Raw genomic sequence first — 18,279 nt, 5'->3', positions numbered from 1 at the left:
CGCCATGGCGTTCCACGAAGTGAGATTTCCCACTGATCTGAGTTTTGGCGCGCTGGGCGGGCCGGAACGGCGGACGGATGTGGTCGAGCTGACAAGCGGATATGAGGAGCGCAACACGCCATGGTCGCATTCCCGTCGCCGCTATGACGCGGGGCTGGGGTTGCGTTCGCTCGACGATGTGGCGGCGGTCATCGCGTTTTTCGAAGCCCGCCGGGCACAGCTGCATGGGTTTCGCTGGAAAGACTGGGCCGACTACAAGTCCTGTGCGCCCTCGCAGGAGATTGGACCGCTCGACCAAGAAATCGGCATCGGAGATGGGGTTGCCACGCATTTCGCGTTGTCGAAGACCTACGCGTCCGGAGAGGGCAGCTACACGCGCACTATCGCCAAACCGGTGGCGGGCCGGGTGATAGTTGCCGTGGACGGCGTGACGCAAACCCATGATGTCAATTTCAATGTCGATACGACCAGCGGCGTCGTCGGTTTTGTCTCCGCGCCGGAAGCGGGTGCCATCGTCACAGCCGGTTTCGAATTTGACGTGCCTGTGCGGTTTGACACCGACCGGATCACGGTTTCGGTTGCCACGTTCAATGGAGGGCAGGTGCCTGATGTTCCGGTTCTGGAGGTGCGGGTCTGATGGTTGGTGCAGAGGCGCTTCACGCCCATCTGGAAAGCGGAACCGGGACGGTGGCACGCTGCTGGTCGGTCACGCGCCGCGATGGGGTGCGGTTTGGATTCACCGATCATGATTGTGATCTGGCATTCGACGGGATCGTCTTTCGGGCGGAAACAGGCATGACGGCAAAGGCCTTGCAGCAAGCGACCGGGCTGTCGGTGGACAACAGCGAGGCCATGGGCGCGCTCAGCGATGCCGCGATCCGGGAGGATGACATTGCTGCTGGCCGCTTCGATGGCGCCGACGTCGTCGCCTGGCTGGTGAACTGGCAGAATGTCGGAGCACGCAAGATCCTGTTTCGCGGCACGATCGGCGAGATCCGCCGGGGGGCCGGGGCTTTCAATGCTGAACTGCGCGGGCTAACCGAGAAGCTGAACCGGCCCGTGGGCCGCGTGTTTCAGAAGCCTTGTAGCGCCGTGCTCGGTGATCGGAATTGCGGCTTTGATTTGGAGACTTCGGGTTTTCGTCACGAGGCCGAACTTGTGTCGCAAGTTGACGGGCGTGTGTTCGATCCGGGCCCGTTGGAGGGTTTTGGCGCGGGATGGTTCGAACGCGGGCGGATCGAGGTCATGAGCGGGAATGCTGCTGGGCTCTCTGCCGCGATCAAGCATGACCGGGCGGGGCCCACAGGTGCACGCGTGATCGAGGTTTGGGAACCGCTCCGGCTTGTCCCGTTACCCGGCGACATTGTTCGGTTGACCGCGGGTTGTGACAAACGCTTCACAACGTGCCGCGAGAAATTTGACAATGTTTTGCAGTTTCAGGGCTTTCCGGACATTCCGGAGGAGGACTGGCTCGCGACGCATCCCACCGAGGCAAAGCGCAAGGACGGAGGGAGCCGGCGATGAGCCGTGTCGTGAATGTAGCGCGATCCTGGATTGGCACCCCATATGTGCACCAGGCTTCGGTGCGCGGCGCTGGTTGCGATTGCCTCGGCTTGTTGCGCGGTGTTTGGCGGGACATGATCGGGCAGGAGCCTGAACCGGTGCCAGCCTACACGATGGACTGGTCCGAGCCACAAGGCGACGAACGCCTGTGGCGCGCAGCACTGATGCATCTGTCGCCGAAAGCCGTGCGCAGTTCCGAAGCGGGCGACGTCTTGCTGTTCCGGATGCGCGAAGGATCGGTGGCCAAGCATGTTGGCATCCAGTCCCGAACGGGGCGCAGCCCGGCGTTCATCCATGCCTACAGCGGCCACGGTGTTGTCGAAAGCCCGCTCAGCGGGCCATGGGCGCGGCGTATAGTGGCGCGCTTTTCCCTCCCATTGGAGAACAAGTGATGGCTACTATCCTTCTTTCAGCTGCGGGCGCGGCCATTGGCGGCTCCATTGGGGGCTCCGTGATGGGATTGTCCATGACGGCCGTCGGGCGCTTTATCGGCGCGTCGCTGGGGCGATCACTTGATCAACGTCTGATGGGACAGGGATCGGATGCGATCGAGATTGGCAAAATGGACCGATTCCGGCTCACCGGTGTCGGCGAAGGAGTTGCCATCGCTCAGGTATACGGACGCATGCGGGTCGGCGGTCACGTCATCTGGGCGACCGAGTTCCGCGAAAAGGTGAAGACCAAGAGTGGCGGCGGCAAGGGTGCGCCGCAGCAGCCGGACGTTAAGAAATACAGCTATTCCGTGAGCCTTGCCCTTGCGCTTTGCGAAGGCGAGATCACGGGCGTCAACCGGATCTGGGCCGATGGAGCGGAATTGCCGGTATCCGATCTGACCATGCGCGTCTATCGCGGCACGCAGGACCAACTCCCCGATCCCAAGATCGAGGCGGTTGAAGGACCCGGAACCGTGCCTGCGTATCGTGGGACAGCCTATGTGGTCATCGAGGACCTGCAATTGTCCCGCTTTGGTAATCGCGTACCGCAATTCAGCTTTGAGGTGACACGTCCGGAGACGCAGGATGACGCGGACGTGCCGAATGCCGTCGGTGGTGTGGCGATGATCCCAGGAACAGGGGAATACGCGCTCGCGACCAAGCCGGTCTACATGAAATATATGGCCGCTGCGGATGATCTGTTCGGGATCGGCGAGGGGGGCAAGGCTGTTGCCAATGTAAACTCTCCCTCAGAGCAGCCCGATTTCCTGACTTCGCTCGGCCAGCTCGAAGACGAGCTGCCCAATTGCGGCGCGGCATCGCTGATAGTCAGCTGGTTCGGAAATGATCTGCGTGCCGGACAGTGCGAGATCCGCCCAATGGTGGAGCAGTCTGATTATGATGCGCCCAAAATGCCCTGGACCGTCTGCGGGTTGGAACGTGCAGAGGCATTGACGGTGCCCAAGGAGAATGACCGTCCGGTCTATGGCGGCACGCCGACCGATCAATCGGTGATCCAGGCAATCCGGCGGATGTCCGATGATGGACTGGCGGTTCTCTACTACCCGTTCATCCTCATGGATCAGATGGCTGGCAATGATCTGATCGACCCGTTTACCGGGCAGATCGGTCAACCGGCCTTGCCTTGGCGCGGGCGCATTATAACCAGTCTGGCCCCCGGTGTCCCCGGATCCACGGACGGCACCGCGGCGGCTGACGTGGAGGTTGCGGCATTCTTCGGAACCGCGTCGGCGGACGATTTTGCCATCGGCGACGCTGCGGTGACCTATAGCGGGCCGGATGAGTGGAGTTATTCACGGTTCATCCTGCATCAGGCGGCACTCTGCGCTGTTGCGGGCGGGGTGGACTCTTTTTGCATCGGATCGGAGATGCGTGGTTTGACACAGATCCGGGGCGATATCGGGTTCCCGGCGGTGGATGCGTTGCGCGCTCTCGCAGCGGAGTGCCGGGCTTTGCTCGGGCCAGCGGTGAAGATCGGTTATGCGGCGGATTGGTCGGAGTATTTCGGTTATCAGCCTCAGGATGGCTCCGGTGATCTCTTTTTCCATCTCGATCCGCTCTGGGCCGACGACAACATCGATTTTATCGGCATCGACAATTACATGCCCCTGTCGGACTGGCGCGACGGCGATGCACATCTCGATGCATCGGCCGGGTCGATTTACGATCTCGATTACCTGACCCAGAACGTGGCGGGCGGTGAAGGCTATGATTGGTATTATGCCAGCCAAGCCGATCGTGACGCACAAAACCGGACGCCCATTACCGATGGGGCCTATGGTGAGCCATGGGTTTATCGCTACAAGGATATCCGCAACTGGTGGGAAAACCCGCATCATGAGCGGATTGGTGGGGTGCGCCAGAGCCAGCCGACCGCTTGGCTCCCGCGCTCGAAGCCGGTGTGGTTTACCGAGCTGGGATGTGCCGCGATCGACAAGGGCACCAACCAGCCCAACAAGTTTCTCGATCCGAAATCTTCAGAGTCGACAGAGCCGCATTACTCGAATGGGCTGCGAGACGAACTTATACAGCGGCAGTATTTGCGTGCGATGTATGGCTTCTGGAACGAGCCAGAGAACAACCCCGCTTCGGATGTTTATGATGGCGCGATGATCGATATGGATCGGGCATTCGTCTGGGCATGGGATGCCCGCCCCTATCCGTGGTTCCCGGGCAATGAAGGGCTTTGGTCCGATGGGCCGAATTACCGGCGTGGGCATTGGCTGAACGGTCGCGCCTCAGCGCGGACGCTGGCTTCCGTGGTGACAGAGATCTGCCACCGTGTGGGGTTGACCGAAATCGACACGCGCGCGCTGCACGGAATCGTGCGAGGCTATGTCGTGCCAACCGTTTCCGACGCACGGCGCGCGTTGCAACCGTTGATGCTTGCCTACGCCTTCGACGCCATCGAGCGGGACGGGCAACTGGTGTTCCGGATGCGCAAGGGACAGCAAGCGACGACCTTGGACATCGATACGCTCGCCAGAAGCGAGGAATTCGACGGGTCGGTGATGGAAACACGCGCGGGCGAGGCCGAGATGGCTGGCCGGGTGCGCGTGAGCTTTGCGCTGGCAGATGCCGATCACCAGGTGGCCGCCGAGGAGACCGTCTTGCCGGACGATGCCACACATGCGGTTGCAGAGACCGATCTCAGTCTTCTGATGACACGTGCGGAAGGCCGCCAAACCGCGGAGCGGTGGCTGGCCGAAGCTCGGATCGCGCGGGATTCCGTGCGCTTCTCATTGCCGCTGTCGCGCCTGTCGCTCGGGGCCGGCGATATCGTGCGTGTGCCGTCCGGCTCGGGAACGGGAGAGACTTTGGCGCGTATCGACCGGGTCGAGGTTACAGACCGGCAGATCATCGACGCCGTGCGGATTGAGCCGGAGCTTTTTGAGCCCGCGCCCTATCCGGAGGAAGCGCCCCCTCTACGGCCTTTCACACCCGCGGTTCCAGTGACGCCGATGTTCATGGACTTGCCGCTGATGCGCGGTGACGAGGTCGAGCATGCGCCTCATCTGGCATTGGATGCGAACCCGTGGCCCGGCAGCGTCGCGGTCTATGCCTCCGCGCAGGATGCAGATTACGCGCTCGATTTTGTTCAGCCGGCCCGTTCCGTCATGGGCGTCACGCAATCGGCCTTGCCAGCCGGACCAATCGGGGTGGTTGATCGCGGTCCTGCGCTCGATATTCGTCTTTCGTCGGGATTGCTGCACTCTGTCACGGATGCGCAGCTTCTAGGCGGAGCGAACCTCATGGCAATTGGCGATGGATCGCCCGACAATTGGGAGCTCTTCCAGTTCCGGGATGCCGAGCTCATTTCGGAGGGCTACTGGCGTTTGAGCCACCGCCTGCGCGGTCAGGCAGGCAGCGATGCCGTGATGCCCGAGAGCTGGCCAGCAGGGTCTTATGTGGTCCTTATGGACGGGACAGCCGAGCAGATCGACCTTGCCGCGACGCAGCGGCGTGTGGATCGGCATTTTCGCATTGGTCCGGCGCAGCGACCGATCGATGACGAGAGTTACCGTTATCTCGTGCGCAACTTTGCGGGCAACGGCTTGCGGCCCTATCGTCCGGCGCATCTGCGCGTTGCCGATGATGCAGGCGACCTTCTGGTGCGCTGGGTGCGGCGGACGCGAATAGACGGAGATGATTGGAGCGGGTACGAAGTCCCCTTGGGCGAAGACCGTGAAAGCTACCTCGTTCAAGTGGCGCAAGGGGATACGATCATCCGCGAGATCGCGGTTCAGGAACCCGTGTGGCGTTATTCCGCAGCGCAACGCGCCGAGGACGCCATCAACGGATCTTTCGATATCCGCGTCGCGCAGATTTCCGGAAAATTCGGGCCGGGACCACAAGCGGTTGCGACGCTTTCTTCATGAGGCGGGTTCTTCCGGACGATGTCGCAATGCTTGCGCGCGCGCTTCTGGCCGCTCCGGAAAGCGCGCGGCGGCCCCTTGCCGCGAAGATCCTGACGGATGCGATTTGCGCCGATGCCTATCGGCGCACAACCGGCAAGGCGCATCCGGAATGGGGCTGCGGCACCTTGATGGCCGCAACGCTTGCTCATCCTGTGGTCGATGAACCCTGTTGGGATGATGTGGCTTTTATCGATTGCCTGATGATCGTGCTGTCGATGTTGCGAGCGATGAACGCAGCGCCTCGCGACGAAATTGACAGGGGGGATGCCGTCTTCGAGCCGGGCCATCCCTGTGCGGATGTCGCGTGTTGTCGCGGCCTTGCGCAGCGGCGAGGGACAGAGACCGGACTCTGAAGGGCCCGTTGGCCGGTGCGGGCAGGGACAATCAGCGCGACATGCGCCGATCAGGCCAATCAGCCCTCCGGCTTGACGCACGCTTGAACGGGAACCTTGCCGCGCCTTTCAAACATTTCAACAGTTTACTGGCGGCAGAACTGTCTCGATACGCCGCTGCGATACGGTCGCGTCATGGGCGAGCAAAGCAGAGGGATTTGCACCGCAACCCGCGCGTGGATGCAGCGGCGATCGACGTGGCTCGCGCTTCCGAGGGGCGCTCGCGCCCGATGGAGTGCTGGCCGCAATACCGGGCGCACAACCTGTATTGCCGCATGTCGCTATCGCATTCGGTATGCGGCTTGTCTTGAACCAGCGCCGCGTTTTGTCCCCCGAGCGTGGCCATCCAATTTGCTTATTCCCCTCATCACGGAATTGCGTTTCAGTCCGAACGGCTTATCTGCTATGCAGGGCCTTTCAAAGGAGACCGGATATGGCAGAGAGACGCGCAAAACTGGCCGAGGTGGATCCGGTCTGGAAACGGATCGTGGTCGAAGCGGAGGCCGCTGTCCGGGACGAGCCCCTGTTGGGAGGCATGGTGCATTATTCCGTTTTGCACTATCCAACCCTTGAGCAGGCTCTGGCGTATCGCATTGCGCTCAAGCTCAGCAACGGCGAAATGTCGGACCAGATCCTGCGCGAAATCTGCGATGAGGCATACGCGGCCGACCAAGGGCTGGCGCAAGCGGCGCGTGCCGATATCATGGCCACCTTCGAGCGCGATCCTGCCTGTCATCGGTTCCTCCAACCTCTGTTGTTTTTCAAAGGCTTCCAGGCGGTCCAGGCCTACAGGGTCGCGAATTGGCTGTGGCGCGAAGGGCGCAAGGACATGGCGTATTTCTTCCAGATGCGCTGCTCCGAAGCCTTCGGGATCGACATTCATCCGGCAGCGCGCATCGGACGCGGGATCATGATTGACCACGCGCATTCCATCGTGATCGGGGAAACGGCGGTGGTGGGCGACAATGTCTCGATGCTGCATTCCGTGACGCTGGGCGGCACCGGCAAGGAAGAGGAAGATCGCCACCCCAAGATTGGAGACGGGGTTCTGATCGGAGCCGGTGCGAAGGTTCTTGGAAATATCGAGGTGGGACACTGCTCGCGGATCGCGGCAGGATCCGTCGTGCTGCAGCCTGTGCCCCCGTGCAAGACGGTGGCCGGCGTGCCGGCCCGCATTGTGGGCGAAGCAGGATGCTCGCAGCCGTCGGTTTCCATGGATCAGTTGCTGAGCGAACAGATCTGACACCGGGGCCGGGCAACCAACACCGGTTCTGACGGCGCCTCGACCAGCGATCGATCCGGCTTTCGCCAAAAGATCACAGCGTGTCCGTGACCGGGCGCGCTGTTTTTATTCGTGGGCAGGGATCTGCTGGGCGTCGGGTCACGCCATCAGCGCCAGCGGCGCCTCCAGCCCGTCAACAATGGCACCGAGCAACTCCGCACCCAAAGCGCCGTCGATGACGCGGTGATCGACGGAAAGCGACAGGGTCATGACGGTTGCCGTGGCAACCGCGCCATCCTCGGAAACAACCGGCTTTTTTACGCCGGCGCCGACAGCCAGGATGGCCCCGTGGGGCGGGTTGATCACCGCATCGAAACTTTCGATCCCGAACATACCGAGGTTGGAAATGGCAAAACTGCCCCCCTGGTATTCCTCGGGCATGAGCTTGCGATCCCGCGCACGCGCGGCGAGATCCTTCATCTCTGCGGAGAGCGCGGAGAGCGATTTCGTTTCGGCATCCTTGATCACCGGCGTAAAAAGCCCGCCTTCTACCGCGACGGCCACTGCGACGTCGGACTGGGCCAGTTGCAGGATGCGATCTTCTGCCCAGACCGCGTTGGCCGCGGGAACTCTTTGTAATGCGCTGGCGCAGGCCTTGATCACAAAGTCATTGACGCTGAGTTTGAGACCGCGCGGGGCCAGTTGGCTGTTGATCTCTGCACGCAACGCCAGCAGTGCGTCCAGTTTGACGCTGCGGCGCAGGTAGAAATGCGGGATGGTCTGCTTGGCCTCGCTCAGGCGTGCGGCGATGGTCCGGCGCATCCCGTCGAGGGCGATTTCCTGATGAGGACGGTCAGCATAGGCCCGTGCGACCGCACCGGATTGGCTCGATTTGGCCGGAGCCGGGGGCGGAGCGGCGGCCGCCGGGGAGGGCGCCGCAGTCTCGACACGGTTTTTGCTTGCATCGATCTGAGCGCCGCCATCGAGGGCGGCCTCTACATCTGACTTCACGATCCGTCCGCGTGGACCGCTTCCAGCCAGGCCCGCGAGGTCCAGCCCCGTCTCGGCGGCGAGGCGTCGCGCAAGCGGAGAGGCAAAAACGCGCGTTCCGTCCTGGGATGTGACCGCTGCAAGACCGGCCGCCTGTGGGGGGGCGGGAACTGCGGGGGTATCTGCCGGTATGGCGCGTGGCGGGGCCTCGGACTGAGGCGAGGCGGCGGTTTCGAGCGCGGACGTGTCTTCGCCCTCATCCAGCAGGAGGGCTATCGGGGTGTTGACCGTGACACCGGCGGTGCCTTCGGCGATCAGAAGCCTGCCGACAACCCCGTCATCGACGGCTTCGAACTCCATCGTTGCCTTGTCGGTTTCGATTTCCGCAAGCACGTCACCGGAGGTGACCGTGTCGCCCTCCTTGACCAACCATTTGGCAAGCGTCCCATCTTCCATCGTCGGAGAAAGCGCGGGCATGAGAATTTCTGTCGGCATCGGAGCAGCTCCGTTTTGCGTCTTCGCGTCTGGAAAGGAGGAACGCGGGGGCCAGCCCCCGCACCCCCGGGATATTTTCAGCCCAAAGAAGGGCCAGGTCTTGGTTCGATCAGGCTGATGATATCATAAGGGGCGGGCGGAGTGCGCCCTTCGGACAGGGTTGCGACGGCGCGGATGAGCGCCTTGCGGTGCGCGGCAACCCATTCATAGGCCTCCTGATGCGAGGGGCGTTCGCCCGGTCGCAGCCCACCCATAAGGCATTCCGGCACCCATGCGCGCCCATGGTCGGTCTGGACGCGGTAGGCTTCCATGGCGCTGTCGCGGCCCTGCACCTCGACCCGTGTCATCAGCGGTAACAGATCGCGCGGGCCGCATCGGCCACTTGGTCGGCGGTGACAAGCGCGTGTTTTTCGAGATTGGCGGCATAGGGCATTGGCACGTCCTTGCCGGTGAGGGTGATCACCGGTGCATCGAGCCAGTCGAAGGCGTTTTGCATGATCACGGACGAGATGTGATTGCCGATGCTCGCAACGGGCCAGCCTTCTTCGACCGTGACGCAGCGATTGGTCTTTCGCACCGAGGCAAGGATCGCGCCGGTGTCCATGGGGCGCAGCGTCCGCAGGTCCAGCACCTCGGCCTCGATACCCTGCTCGGCCAGCATGTCCGCCGCCTTGAGCGTATGGGTCATGCCAATGCCAAAGCTCACCAGAGTCACATCCGTGCCTTCGCGCCACAGGCGGGCCTTGCCGAAGGGAACAGAATAATCCGGGTCATCCGGCACGTCGAAGCTTTGCCCGTACAGGATCTCGTTTTCGAGAAAGATCACCGGATTGGGGTCGCGGATCGCGGTCTTCAGCAAGCCTTTGGCGTCGGACGCCGAATAGGGCATGGCGACTTTCAGCCCGGGGATATGGCTGTACCAGGCGGCGTAATCCTGGCTGTGCTGGGCGGCCACGCGCGCAGCGGCGCCGTTGGGGCCGCGAAAGACGATCGGGCACCCCATCTGCCCACCGGACATATACAGCGTCTTGGCTGCTGAATTGATGATCTGGTCAATGGCCTGCATCGCGAAATTGAAGGTCATGAACTCCACGATGGGTTTCAGGCCACCAAAGGCCGCGCCGACCCCGATCCCGGCAAAACCGTGTTCCGTGATCGGGGTGTCGATCACCCGTTTGGCGCCAAATTCGTCGAGCAGGCCCTGGCTGATCTTGTAGGCGCCTTGGTATTCGCCCACTTCTTCGCCCATCAGGAACACATCCGCATCTCTGCGCATTTCCTCGGCCATGGCATCCTTGAGCGCCTCGCGCACGGTCTGGCTCTTGAGCGTCGCGTCCGGTGCCCAGCCCGGACCACCCGCGGCCTCTACCGTCGCAGCAGACAGGTCGTCGGATGTCTCGGGACGTGGTTCCTCAACCGGCGGCGCGGGGGCGGCCGCTTGCGCAGGCGGCAGCGGGGCCGCGTCTGCAGCGCTTTCGCCTTCGGCGAGGAGGAGGGCGATTGGTGTGTTCACCGCAACGGAGGCCGCTCCTTCGGGCACAAGGATTGGTCCCATGATGCCGTCATCGACCGCTTCGAATTCCATCGTGGCCTTGTCTGTTTCGATTTCGGCAAGGATGTCACCGGAAGACACGGTGTCGCCTTCCTTGACCAGCCATTTGGCAAGCGTGCCTTCCTCCATCGTCGGTGACAGAGCGGGCATCAGGATTTCGGTGGCCATGCGTGGTGCCTCCGCGTTTGGTTGATGGGCAGTGCGATGGCGTGCGCCGGGGGGGTGGCAGCGCGCTCCCGGTCACGCCGGTGCATAGATATCCGTCCAGAGCTCTTCGAGCGCGGGCTCGGGGCTTTCGCGGGCAAAATCGGCGGATCTGGAGACAATCTCCTTGATCTCGCGGTCGATGGCCTTGAGGTCGTCCTCGCTGGCATGCCCGCCCTGAAGCAGCAATTCGCGCACATGGTCGATGGGGTCGCGCTCTGAACGCATTTTCTGAACCTCCTCGCGCGTGCGGTATTTCGCGGGATCCGACATGGAGTGCCCGCGATAGCGGTACGTCTTGACCTCCAGGATATAGGGGCCGTCCTTGCGGGCATGGGCCACGGCCTTGTCGCCCGCCTCCTTGACGGCGAGCACGTCCATCCCGTCCACGACCTCGCCGGGAATACCGAAGGCCTGTCCCCGGGTATAGAGATCGGGCGTCGAGGTCGAACGCTGCTGCGCGGTTCCCATGGCGTATTGGTTGTTTTCAATCACGAAAATCACCGGGAGTTTCCAGAGCGCGGCCATGTTGAAGGTTTCGTAAACCTGTCCCTGATTGGCCGCGCCGTCCCCGAAATAGGTGAATGTCACGCGGCCATTGTCGCGATACTTGTCCGCAAAGGCGAGCCCCGCGCCAAGCGGCACCTGGGCCGCGACGATGCCATGCCCGCCGTAGAAATGCTTTTCGCGGCTGAACATATGCATCGAACCGCCCTTGCCCTTGGAATAGCCGCCACTTCGCCCGGTGAGTTCGGCCATGACGCCATCGGGGTTCATGCCACAGGCGAGCATGTGGCCGTGGTCGCGATAGGAGGTGATGCGCTTGTCACCTTCTTCTGCGGCGGCTTCGAGCCCGACAACCACGGCTTCCTGACCAATGTAAAGGTGGCAAAAACCACCGATCAGCCCCATCCCGTAGAGTTGCCCGGCCTTTTCTTCGAAGCGGCGGATCAACAGCATGTCGCGATACCACGACGTGAGCGTTTCCGGTGCCATATTTGGTTTGGCAGCGGATTTTTCGGACGTTTTCGCAGCAGTTTTGCGCGCGGCCATGGGCGACCCTCCTTGCGGGATGGGAGAGGTAGTTGAGTATTAAACTACTATATCACCGGACAGTAGCGACTGGGGGAGCACCGGGCAAGGGGATGCTTTCGCCGCGCTGCAGAGGAGGTGGGTTGACCGATCCGCAACGCGCCGGGTGCGGTGCATCAAACGGGGTCCTGACGCGCTTTCGCGCCGCGAAGAGGCGTTTACAGGGGAAGGGACCTTTGCGATGGTCTTTCGTAAAAACAGGGTCTTACGCTTGATACTGGCGCGCAGCCTGTCGATGTCAGGGTTTCAGAACAAGCTCGTCGCTGCGGATGAGGCCCAGCACGTCCCGCGCTTGCTGATCCAGCAAATCGAGGTCAAGAAACCCGTCGGAAAGTCGCTTGGTGAGGTTTTCCAACCGCACCACTTCGGCATTGAGCGCAGCCAGCTCAAGCGCGAGCCGATCCCCCTCGACGACGATTTCCGCGCGGCGGAAGAGACCATAGTCGCCCTGAACGGCCGCGAATATGAAATACGCAGCGAGGGTCAGGCTGATCGCGAAAAACACGAGAACGCCCAACGCGGGGCGCGCTTTGAATGCGGTCATGGTGGTGGCCTCGTTGCCTGCGATTGCTCAATGGGGTTTGGCGGCTCTCTGTCGGACCCGTCCTGTTTGGCGCATCATGGCACGGGCTGTGCGCAAAGGGAATCCCCCCTGCGCACTCGCGCTCTGTTCAGCGAATCATTTTTGCATCGCTTTGTGTGCCGCGCACGCAGGCACGGCTGCGCAAAGCCGCGCTCTGATTGGCGATTGCCTTGCTGGACATCGCCGCCCGCCGGGAAGAAGGGGCGGGCTTAACCGAGCGCTGCAACACCCGGCAGGGTCTTGCCTTCCATCCATTCGAGGAACGCGCCGCCGGCGGTGGAGATATAGGAGAAATCGTTTGCCGCGCCGGCCTTGTTCAGAGCCGCGACCGTATCGCCACCACCGGCGACGGAGACAAGCAGACCATTTGCGCTGCGTTCGGCGGCAAACCGGGCGGCGGCGTTTGTCGCGCGGTCGAAAGGTTCGATCTCGAAGGCGCCGAGAGGCCCGTTCCAGATCAAGGTCTTTGCCGCGCGGATCGCCTCGGTGATCGCCTCGACCGCCTCGGGTCCGGCGTCGAGGATCATTGCATCGGCGGGGCAGGCCTCTGCCGCGACCGTCTGGTTTTCCGCGTTGGCGGCGAATTCGCGGGCCACGACCACGTCCTTGGGCAACAGGATCGTGCAGCCGGCCTCCCGCGCCTTGACCACGATTTCGGCGGCTGTGCCGGTCATTTCATGCTCGCAGAGCGACTTGCCGACGTCGAGCCCCTGCGCGGCTAGGAAAGTGTTTGCCATCCCGCCGCCGATCACGAGCGTATCGACCTTGGCGACGAGGTTGCCCAGCAGGTCGAGCTTGGTGGAGACCTTGGCGCCACCGACCACGGCGACAACCGGGCGCTCGGGGCTGCCGAGTGCGGCTTCGAGCGCGCTGAGTTCCGCTTGCATCAAGCGACCTGCGCAGGCAGGCAACAAACGCGCCAGCGCCTCGGTGGACGCATGAGCGCGGTGCGCCGCAGAAAACGCATCGTTGCAATAGATATCACCAAGCTTGGCCATTTCGGCAGCGAGCGCGGCGTCGTTCTTTTCTTCGCCGGGGTGGAAGCGGGTGTTCTCCAGCAAAGCCACGGAGCCGTCTGCAAGCCCGTCAACAACGGTTGCGGCGGCCTCTCCAATGCAGTCGGCGGCGAAAACCACCGGTGTGCCGATGACCGTTTCGATCGCGGGGATCAGCGGTTGAAGACTCATGTCCTCGAGCCGTTCGCCTTTCGGACGGCCGAAATGTGCAAGCAAGACCGGTTTGCCGCCGCGTGAGAGGATGTCCTGCACCGTGGCGGCGATCCGTTCGATGCGGGTGGTGTCGGTCACCTCGCCATCCTTGATCGGCACGTTGATGTCGACGCGGGTGAGCACGCGCTTGCCCTTGAGGTCCATGTCGTCGAGCGTCTTCCAGGTCATCGCCAGTGTCTCCCGTTCCGGTCGGCTTTCAATTCCTTGCTTTGGCGCGTTGTGTGCATCGCGCGCCGCCGCGCGTCAACGAATAAGCGCGCCGCCGCGCGTCAACGAATAAGCGCGCCGCCGCGCGTCAACGAATAAGCGCGCCGCCGCGCGTCAACGCATAAGCGCGTCGCGTCGGGGGTGAGACAGGCACACCGCTTCATTGTGGAGAAAGACGCACTGCCTCGGCATGAAGACAGCGCACCGCCAATTTGCGTTGACGGGGCAGGGGCGGCGCATCGGAACCGACGCGGCGCGCGGCGGTTCCCCGGCCGGCGCGTCATGCGCGCCGCCAAAGCCCGCCGCGATCCTGTCCCAAGCTCTCACGCGCCCCAAGGAGCCAGACGTGTCACGCAAATCGCCGCCATGCGCGACCCAAGCCTTCCCGCATTCGTGCAAGCCGCGTTTTCCCGGTCGCGTGCACGCCGACTTGTGGCGGCCCGCCCCGCGCGTTAGGTCTGTCGCGAACGACTATGGAGGCAGACATGTCTGACTATAAAGATCCGGAAAACACCATTCTCATGGAGCTCAAGGGCGGCACGGTCGCAATCGAGCTTTTGCCTGACGTGGCACCGCAACATGCCGAGCGCATGAAAACCCTCGCGCGCGCCGGGGCCTATGACGGCGTCGTGTTTCACCGCGTGATCGACGGCTTCATGGCCCAGACCGGCGATGTCGAGCACGGCAACGCAAACGCAGATGGGTTCAACCTGCGCCGTGCGGGCACCGGTGGTTCCGACATGCCGGACCTCCCGGCGGAATTCTCCAAGCTGCCGCATGACCGCGGCACCCTGGGGGCAGCGCGGTCGCAGAACCCCAATTCGGCAAACAGCCAGTTCTTCATCAATTTCAGCGACAACAATTTCCTGAACGGCCAGTATACCGTTTATGGCCGCGTGATTTCCGGCATGGAGCATGTGGACGCGATCACCCGCGGCGAGCCACCTGCGAGCCCCGACCAGATGATCTCTGTGAAGGTGGCCTCCGATGCATAAGCTGGCGCTTGCACTTTGCGTGGCTTCGGCGCCGGCCTGGGCGACCGGGCTGGAAATCGAGGTCGGTGGCCCTGAGGCCAATGGCACGATCGTTGTCGATCTCTTCGAGGATGTGGCGCCCAAGCACGTCGCGCAGATCACCGCGCTCGCAGAGGCCGGCGCTTATGACGGTGTTGTGTTCCACCGCGTGATCGAGGGCTTCATGGCCCAGACCGGGGACGTGCAGTTCGGCGACAGCAGTGCCGACGGGTTCGACATGCGCATGGCCGGACGCGGCGGGTCGGAGCTTGGCAATATCGAAGCGGAGTTCTCCGACCGCAGCTTTGATCGCGGCGTGCTTGGCATGGCGCGTTCACAAAGCCCGAATTCCGCCAATTCGCAATTCTTCATCATGTTTGCTCCTGCGCCGCACCTGAACGGCCAATACACCGTGATCGGTGAGGTCACCGCCGGAATGGACGTGGTCGACGCGATCAAGCGCGGAGCCGGTCGCAACGGCGCCGTGATGGGCGAGCCGGACCGCATGGTGTCGGTCAGTGTGACGGAGTAAGCCCGCGCGCGGCACATCAAGACCCGGACGCGGCGGCTGCAAGGCCGCCGTTTTCGCTTTGGAACGGCGATCCGCATTACGGAGCAGGCGATGCTGTCTTATCAACATGGCTATCACGCCGGCAATCCGGCGGACGTGCACAAACATGCCCTGCTGGCGGCGATGCTCGAATACCTCACGCGCAAGGACAAGCCGTTGAGCTATATCGAAACGCATGCCGGTCGCGCGCTTTATGACCTGAGCGGCGCGCAGGCGCGCAAGACCGGCGAAGCCGTGGCCGGGATCACCCGCCTGCAAGAGCGCTTCGCGCCGGATCATCCCTATCTTGCGGCGCTGGCAACTGTCCGGGCCGCCCATGGCGAAACGAGCTATCCAGGCTCGCCCGCCATAGCACGGGCGCTGCTGCGCGCCGGTGACAGGCTCCATCTCGCGGAGCTGCATCCACAGGAATACGACGCGTTGCGCGCCGCGATGAAGGGGCAGGGAGCCAGGGTCTATCACCGCGACGGGTTCGATCTGGCACAAAGCCTCTGCCCGCCCGATCCCCGGCGTGGCCTTTTGCTCATCGACCCCAGCTGGGAAATCAAGACGGATTACACGCGCATCCCGCGCTTCATTGCGCAGGTCGCCCGCAAATGGCCGGTTGGCATCATTGCGCTGTGGTATCCCATTCTCAAATCGGGCGATCACGTCCCGATGATCGCCGATCTGCACGCGCAATGCGACGGCTTGATGGTGCATGAGGTCCGGTTTCCCCCGGTGCGGCCGGGGCATCGCATGGTGGGCTCCGGCATGGCCATCGTGAACCCGCCTTACGGGTTGGACGAGGCTGCGCGGACACTCTCGGCAATTTTTGACCGGCGGCTGTGACCTGCAGGCCCGCTTTATGGGCGTATCCCCGCCACCGGCGGGCAAAGCGCTTGGCATGGTTTACAAATCAACGCTACGGTTTCGGCAACATTCAGCCATCTCATCGGAGTTTCTTCATGCGTCGCCTCTGTACAGCCCTTGTCATTTCCCTGGGCCTTGCCGCGCCGGCCTTTGCCGCGCAATGCATCACCAGCAAGGGGGCCTTCAACGGTTACAAGCAAAACTTCGCCCGGGATGCGCAATCGGCGGGCGTCGGACAAAGAGGGATGCAGGCGCTCCAGAACGCCCAGCTTTCCGGCATCACTTGGCGGTTCGAGAGCAACCCGTCGAGCCAGACAGGAACGCTCTATCGCAATCCGGAGGAATTCATCGCCAAGCGCGCAGGCAGCGCGTCGTCTTTCATCTCGACCGCCAAGAACCGCGTTTCGCGCAACGGTAATCTGTTCGCCTCGCTAGAGCGTTCCTACGGGGTGCCCGCGGGAATCCTCGCCACGATCTGGGGTCTGGAGACAAGTTGGGGGGGCTATCTTGGCAAGACTCGGATCGTCGACGGCGCGGTGACGCTGGCTTCCTATTGCCGCCGCCACCCGCGTTTCGAACGCGATGCCATCGCCGCCTTGCAGCTTGTGGATCGCGGTGTGATTTCGGGGTCGACACAGGGCGGCCCCTCCGGTGAGCTTGGCCATATGCAATTCCTTGCCGGCAACTGGGTGCGCTACGGCGTGGATGCGACAGGCGACGGCCGGGCGGATCCTTATAACGCGGTGGACGCGCTGGCCTCTGCGGCGAACATGCTGCGGCAGGCCGGGTGGCGCGCCGGGCAGCCCTACGGCGAAGGCACCGCGAATTATCGCGCGCTTCAGTCCTGGAACGACAGTGGCAACTACCTGCGCGCAATCGTTTGGGCGGCACAGCGCATCGACAACTGATCCCAGCGGTTGAAATCACCGCTTCCGGGCGCGGTGATCGGGGTCTGCGGGCCCTGCGGTCGTTCCGAACACACCGGACCAGAGCCTTTACCGGGCGCGGTGATCCGTGTCAGCGCGCCGGTTTCCATGTCTGGCGCGCTGCAATCCATGCCGGTTCAACCGTCACAGGTGCCCTCTTTCTGCGCCGTGCAGCCTGCTGCGGGCGGGCCGGGAATGCCGTTCCTGCCGCGCAATCGCGCGCAAACCGTCCCGATCCCGGCACGTGGCGGTCTGAATTCGATCACATTTTACAGATATGCCATGGGGACCGTCCTTCGTTTGCCCCCGTGTCTGTTTGTTGGAGTGTGAAGTGATGCAACAGAGTGAAATGCCCTTTGCCCGATTGATCTTCCCGGATGGCGACCCCCTGATGCTGGACCCCTGTCTCGATGGTGCCGAAGCGGTCATAGCGCGCGTATCGCACCCGGTTGTCCCGCACAGGCTTGCCAGCAAGGCGGCCGTTCTGGGCCGGTCGATGGGCGTTCGGTTCCGACCTGAACCTCACGGCCTTTATGGCCCCTCCATGCACGTCGAAATCCTGTGTCGACATCCCGATGCATCTTTGTTGGCCCCGGGCGGTCCCGCGCAGGCGCTGCTGGCAGAGGTGGTTGGCACCGTCATGGAGATGACGCGTTGTGACCTTGTCGAATGGGAAAGCGCGGGCAATCTTCTTTCAGCCAGAGATTTCGCGACATGGTGTGCCTCTGAGGGTATTGCCAGCACCGGGCCGGCTGCTGCTCTTGGCGATGGGACCATCGAGACCCGGGCTCATCCCGGTCTGGTCCGCCGCATGGTTTCCGGACTGCGGACGCTTGGTGGGTTTGGCAGACGGCTTGTCGCGGCGCTGTCGCGTGGACGTGCGCCGCTGGTCGCCACGGCGCCGGTGATCGCCTTGACCGTTGCGCTGTCGATGTCGAGCAACGCGCAGGACATAACGGCGCTGCTTTTTCCTTGAGGATCCTGCCCGGGGTGTCCGGAGCGCGCTGTGATCTCCG

The 18,279-nt window shown here is 62.9% G+C and carries 17 protein-coding genes; 11 read left to right on the top strand and 6 right to left on the bottom strand.

Translation table 11 applies throughout. From position 1 onward, the window contains the following. Positions 1–4: 4 nt before the first annotated feature. From J1C49_RS12440 to cysE, 6 genes are all read left to right on the top strand, one after another. Positions 5–637: a DUF2460 domain-containing protein gene (locus tag J1C49_RS12440; RefSeq protein WP_227446155.1), complete on the top strand. Its 633-nt coding sequence runs from the start codon at positions 5–7 to the stop codon at positions 635–637. After that, the gene (locus J1C49_RS12435; protein ID WP_227446154.1) at positions 637–1,524 is read left to right on the top strand and encodes a DUF2163 domain-containing protein; all 888 of its coding nucleotides are present in this window, start codon (positions 637–639) and stop codon (positions 1,522–1,524) included. The genes J1C49_RS12440 and J1C49_RS12435 overlap by 1 nt, the downstream gene beginning before the upstream one ends. Next, positions 1,521–1,955 (top strand): NlpC/P60 family protein, encoded by a 435-nt coding sequence (locus J1C49_RS12430; RefSeq protein WP_227446153.1) that lies wholly within the window; start codon positions 1,521–1,523, stop codon positions 1,953–1,955. Before J1C49_RS12435 ends, J1C49_RS12430 begins: the two co-directional genes overlap by 4 nt. After that, the gene (locus J1C49_RS12425; RefSeq protein WP_227446152.1) at positions 1,955–5,896 is read left to right on the top strand and encodes a glycoside hydrolase/phage tail family protein; all 3,942 of its coding nucleotides are present in this window, start codon (positions 1,955–1,957) and stop codon (positions 5,894–5,896) included. The genes J1C49_RS12430 and J1C49_RS12425 overlap by 1 nt, the downstream gene beginning before the upstream one ends. After that, on the top strand, positions 5,893–6,288 hold the full coding sequence (locus J1C49_RS12420; RefSeq protein ID WP_227446151.1) for a hypothetical protein: 396 nt from the start codon (positions 5,893–5,895) through the stop codon (positions 6,286–6,288). The genes J1C49_RS12425 and J1C49_RS12420 overlap by 4 nt, the downstream gene beginning before the upstream one ends. A gap of 472 nt (positions 6,289–6,760) precedes the next feature. After that, positions 6,761–7,570, top strand: coding sequence for a serine O-acetyltransferase (gene cysE, locus J1C49_RS12415; RefSeq protein WP_227446150.1), 810 nt, complete (start codon positions 6,761–6,763; stop codon positions 7,568–7,570). A 138-nt stretch (positions 7,571–7,708) separates the two neighbouring features. Here cysE and J1C49_RS12410 read toward each other — a convergent pair whose 3' ends face one another. From J1C49_RS12410 to pgk, 6 genes are all read right to left on the bottom strand, one after another. After that, the gene (locus J1C49_RS12410) at positions 7,709–9,034 is read right to left on the bottom strand and encodes a pyruvate dehydrogenase complex dihydrolipoamide acetyltransferase (protein ID WP_227446149.1); all 1,326 of its coding nucleotides are present in this window, start codon (positions 9,032–9,034) and stop codon (positions 7,709–7,711) included. A gap of 77 nt (positions 9,035–9,111) precedes the next feature. After that, the gene (locus J1C49_RS12405) at positions 9,112–9,381 is read right to left on the bottom strand and encodes a hypothetical protein (RefSeq protein ID WP_227446148.1); all 270 of its coding nucleotides are present in this window, start codon (positions 9,379–9,381) and stop codon (positions 9,112–9,114) included. Continuing rightward, complete coding sequence (locus J1C49_RS12400; RefSeq protein ID WP_227446147.1) at positions 9,381–10,754, bottom strand: pyruvate dehydrogenase complex E1 component subunit beta; 1,374 nt, start codon at positions 10,752–10,754, stop codon at positions 9,381–9,383. Before J1C49_RS12400 ends, J1C49_RS12405 begins: the two co-directional genes overlap by 1 nt. A gap of 72 nt (positions 10,755–10,826) precedes the next feature. Next, the gene (pdhA, locus tag J1C49_RS12395; protein ID WP_227446146.1) at positions 10,827–11,843 is read right to left on the bottom strand and encodes a pyruvate dehydrogenase (acetyl-transferring) E1 component subunit alpha; all 1,017 of its coding nucleotides are present in this window, start codon (positions 11,841–11,843) and stop codon (positions 10,827–10,829) included. A gap of 277 nt (positions 11,844–12,120) precedes the next feature. After that, entirely contained in the window at positions 12,121–12,426 is a 306-nt protein-coding gene (locus J1C49_RS12390; protein ID WP_227446145.1) for a septum formation initiator family protein, read from the bottom strand. A gap of 248 nt (positions 12,427–12,674) precedes the next feature. Continuing rightward, a complete protein-coding gene (gene pgk / locus J1C49_RS12385) occupies positions 12,675–13,862 on the bottom strand; it encodes a phosphoglycerate kinase (RefSeq protein ID WP_227446144.1) in 1,188 nt (395 codons plus the stop codon). Between the two features lie 524 nt (positions 13,863–14,386). Between pgk and J1C49_RS12380 the strand changes: the two genes are divergently transcribed. From J1C49_RS12380 to J1C49_RS12360, 5 genes are all read left to right on the top strand, one after another. Continuing rightward, a complete protein-coding gene (locus tag J1C49_RS12380; protein WP_227446143.1) occupies positions 14,387–14,896 on the top strand; it encodes a peptidylprolyl isomerase in 510 nt (169 codons plus the stop codon). Continuing rightward, positions 14,889–15,446 carry a peptidylprolyl isomerase gene (locus J1C49_RS12375; protein ID WP_227446142.1) on the top strand — a complete coding sequence of 186 codons (558 nt, stop codon included), beginning with the start codon at positions 14,889–14,891 and terminating at the stop codon, positions 15,444–15,446. Before J1C49_RS12380 ends, J1C49_RS12375 begins: the two co-directional genes overlap by 8 nt. 90 nt (positions 15,447–15,536) lie before the next feature. Further along, positions 15,537–16,316 (top strand): 23S rRNA (adenine(2030)-N(6))-methyltransferase RlmJ, encoded by a 780-nt coding sequence (locus J1C49_RS12370; protein WP_227446141.1) that lies wholly within the window; start codon positions 15,537–15,539, stop codon positions 16,314–16,316. A gap of 116 nt (positions 16,317–16,432) precedes the next feature. Then, positions 16,433–17,245 carry a lytic transglycosylase domain-containing protein gene (locus J1C49_RS12365; RefSeq protein WP_227446140.1) on the top strand — a complete coding sequence of 271 codons (813 nt, stop codon included), beginning with the start codon at positions 16,433–16,435 and terminating at the stop codon, positions 17,243–17,245. Between the two features lie 352 nt (positions 17,246–17,597). Then, on the top strand, positions 17,598–18,239 hold the full coding sequence (locus tag J1C49_RS12360) for a hypothetical protein (protein WP_227446139.1): 642 nt from the start codon (positions 17,598–17,600) through the stop codon (positions 18,237–18,239). Positions 18,240–18,279: the final 40 nt, after the last annotated feature.

It is taken from the genome of Cognatishimia sp. F0-27 (genome assembly GCF_020667845.1).
Lineage (GTDB): Bacteria > Pseudomonadota > Alphaproteobacteria > Rhodobacterales > Rhodobacteraceae > JAFMPQ01.
This window is presented reverse-complemented; position numbering and strand designations above follow the sequence as displayed.